The sequence below is a fragment of the Streptomyces sp. CC53 genome, from assembly GCF_001865245.1.
GTDB lineage: Bacteria > Actinomycetota > Actinomycetes > Streptomycetales > Streptomycetaceae > Streptomyces.
In genome coordinates this window covers 28,753-31,618 of record NZ_MKXB01000026.1, presented here as the reverse complement: position 1 = coordinate 31,618, position 2,866 = coordinate 28,753, and the positions used below count along the sequence as shown (strand labels likewise).

Annotated in this window: 1 protein-coding gene and 1 pseudogene; both read left to right on the top strand. The window is 75.6% G+C overall.

The annotated features are described in order from the left end of the window. Positions 1-100 precede the first annotated feature (100 nt). The gene (locus tag BJP40_RS02315) at positions 101-2,047 is read left to right on the top strand and encodes a GAF domain-containing protein (RefSeq protein WP_071278227.1); all 1,947 of its coding nucleotides are present in this window, start codon (positions 101-103) and stop codon (positions 2,045-2,047) included. A gap of 238 nt (positions 2,048-2,285) precedes the next feature. After that, positions 2,286-2,866: pseudogene (locus tag BJP40_RS36170) on the top strand (IS5 family transposase); the annotation flags it as partial.

The window sequence follows — 2,866 nt, the reverse complement described above, 5'->3', positions numbered from 1 at the left end:
GCTGCCGAGGCCGCCCGCCGCCGCCCGTCCCCGGCGAGCACCTGTGCCGGCCCGTCCCCGGGCCTGGTCAGACGCGGGCCGGGCAGGTATCCCTGTGGCCATGCCCGAAGAACCCGTGACGCCCGACGGGGCCACCGCAGCCCCCTACGCCTCCTACCTCGACCTGCTCGCACGGGGCGCGGCCGTGGACGCGTACGACCGGCCCGTGGCGCGCGCCCGGGCCGGCGGGGCGGCACCCGCCGTCCTCGCGGACCTCGAACAGGCCAAGCGGCTCGCCCTGCGGGTACGGGCGGAACTGGAGGGCCGGCGGCGCCGCGAGGCCGAGCTGGCGGCACTGTTCGAGACGGCCCACGACCTGGCGGGCCTGCGCGACCTGGACGCGGTGCTGCGCGCCATCGTGCAGCGCGCCCGCTCCCTGCTCCGCACCGAGGTCGCCTACCTGAGCCTCAACGACCCGGTGCGCGGCGACACGTACATGCGGGTGACCGACGGGTCCGTCTCCGCGCGCTTCCAGCAACTGCGCCTCGGCATGGGGGAGGGGCTCGGCGGGCTGGTCGCACAGACCGCCCGGCCGTACGTGACGGACAGCTACTTCGACGACGAACGGTTCCGGCACACCCGCTCCATCGACGCGGGCGTGCGCGACGAGGGACTGGTCGCCATCCTCGGCGTGCCGCTCACCCTCGGCAGCCAGGTCATCGGCGTGCTGTTCGCGGCGGACCGCAGGGCCCGGGTCTTCGAGCGGGAGCAGATCGCCTTGCTCGGCTCGTTCGCGGCGCACGCGGCCGTCGCGCTGGACACGGCCAACCTCCTTGCGGAGACCCGCAGCGCGCTCACCGGACTGGAACGGGCCAACGCCATCATCCGCGACCGCAGCGCGGTCATCGAGCGGGCCTCGGAGGTCCACGACCGGCTCACCGAACTGGTGCTGCGCGGCGGCGGCGTCGACGACGTGACGACCGCCGTGTCCCACGTCCTCGGAGGCGCCGTCGCGTTCACCGACGCCGCGCCCCCCGCCGGGGCGGCGGACGGCAGGGCCGTGCGCGACGGTGACGCCTGGGTCGCGGCCGTGACGGCGGGCGGCGAGGTGTTCGGCGCGCTCGTCCTGCACGGCGACGCGGACCTCGACCCGGTCGACCGGCGCACCCTGGAGCGCGCCGCGATGGTGACGTCCCTGCTGCTGCTCGCGGACCGCTCCGCCGGCGAGGCCGAACAGCGGGTGCGGGGCGAGCTGCTGGACGACCTCATCGACGCGCCGGACCGCGACCGCAGACTCCTCAGGGAACGCGCCGCGCGCCTCCGCGCCGACTTCGACGCCCCGCACGTCGTCCTCGCGGCCCGACTCGGACGGCAACCGGCTCCCCCGGGTGACCGCGGTGGAACCCCGGCCAAGGACGGCACCGGCGCCGACCGCCGGCGCCTGTGGTCCGCCGCCACCCACCTGGCCGCCACCCGGAGGGGCCTCGCGTCGGCCCGTGACGGCGGCACGGTCCTGCTCCTCCCCCTGGCCCCGGGCGACACCCCCGCCGGCCTGGCCCGCATGACGGCCCGCCACCTGGGCGGAGCCCTCCACGAGCCGGTCACGGTGGGCGGCTCGTCGCCCGTCGGCGCCCCCGCCGATGACCCGGGTGCGATAGCCCCCGCCTACGCGGAGGCCCGCCGCTGCGTGGACGCCCTCACCCTGCTGGGCCGCACGGGAGAGGGCGGGGCGGCCGCCGACCTGGGCTTCCTCGGGCTGCTGCTGGCCGACACGCGGGACATCGACGGCTTCGTCGAGCGGACGATCGGCCGGGTCGCCGCCTACGACCGCCGCCGCGGCACCGAGCTGGTCCGCACCCTGCGGGCGTACTTCGACAGCGGCATGAGCCCCGCCCGCACCAAGGACCTGCTGCACGTCCACGTCAACACCGTCGCGCAGCGCCTCGAACGCGTGGCCCACCTGCTGGGCCAGGACTGGCAGTCCCCCGACCGCGCCCTGGAGATCCAGCTCGCCCTGCGCCTCCACACGCTGGCCCCGGCCCTCGCGAACCGGGGGCCCTCGCGCTGAACCCCGCCCGGCCGCACCCCGGACCCCGCCGCCACGGGGGCCGTCGTCCCCCATCCCCGCGCGGCGGGCCGACCGCCGCCCCCACCGCGCCCGGGCACGTCGCCCCGGGCCGCCGGACTCTGTGCCGGCGCGGCACCGATAACACCGAATGCCACGGCAGCCGCAGCGATACTCACTGCGACTCTCACCCGAATTCACTTGGAGGATGTCTCACGTGGCGTGATGTCTGTGCGGCATGATGCTGGTCGTGGGTGCTGATCTGTCGCAGCGGCTGGTTCCTGATGGCCTGTGGGAGCTGGTCGCCCCGTTGCCGCCGTCGTTCAAGTCCCGTCCGCAGGGCGGCGGGACCGCTCCACGTGACGAGCGGGCTGTGTTCACTGCGGTGGTGTACGTCCTGACCAGCGGGTGTGCCTGGCGGCATCTTCCGGAGACGTTCGGTGTCTCGCCCGCCACCGCGCACCGCCGGTTCACCGCGTGGACGAGAGTGGGGCTGTGGCGGCGGCTGCACCGCGTGGTCCTGGACGAGCTCGGCGCCCGGGGCGAGCTGGACTGGACCTCCGAGATCGTCGACGCCGCCTCGGTGCGGGCGAGAAGGGGGGTGCGCTGACCGGGCCGAACCCGGTCGATCGCGGCAAGAAGGGCAGCAAGCTGCACGTACTGTCCGAGGCCCGGGGCATCCCCCTGGCCGTCGCCGTGTCCGCCGCGAACACCCACGACAGCCTCGCCTTCAAGCCGCTGATCCGCGGCATACCCGCCATCCGCTCCCGCCGCGGACCACGCCGACGCCGCCCTGGCAAGCTCCGCGCCGACAAGGCGTAC

Coding starts and splice junctions, on each gene's coding strand:
- BJP40_RS02315 (WP_071278227.1), top strand. CDS start 101: ATGCCCGAAGAACCCGTGACGCCCGACGGGGCCACCGCAGCCCCCTAC.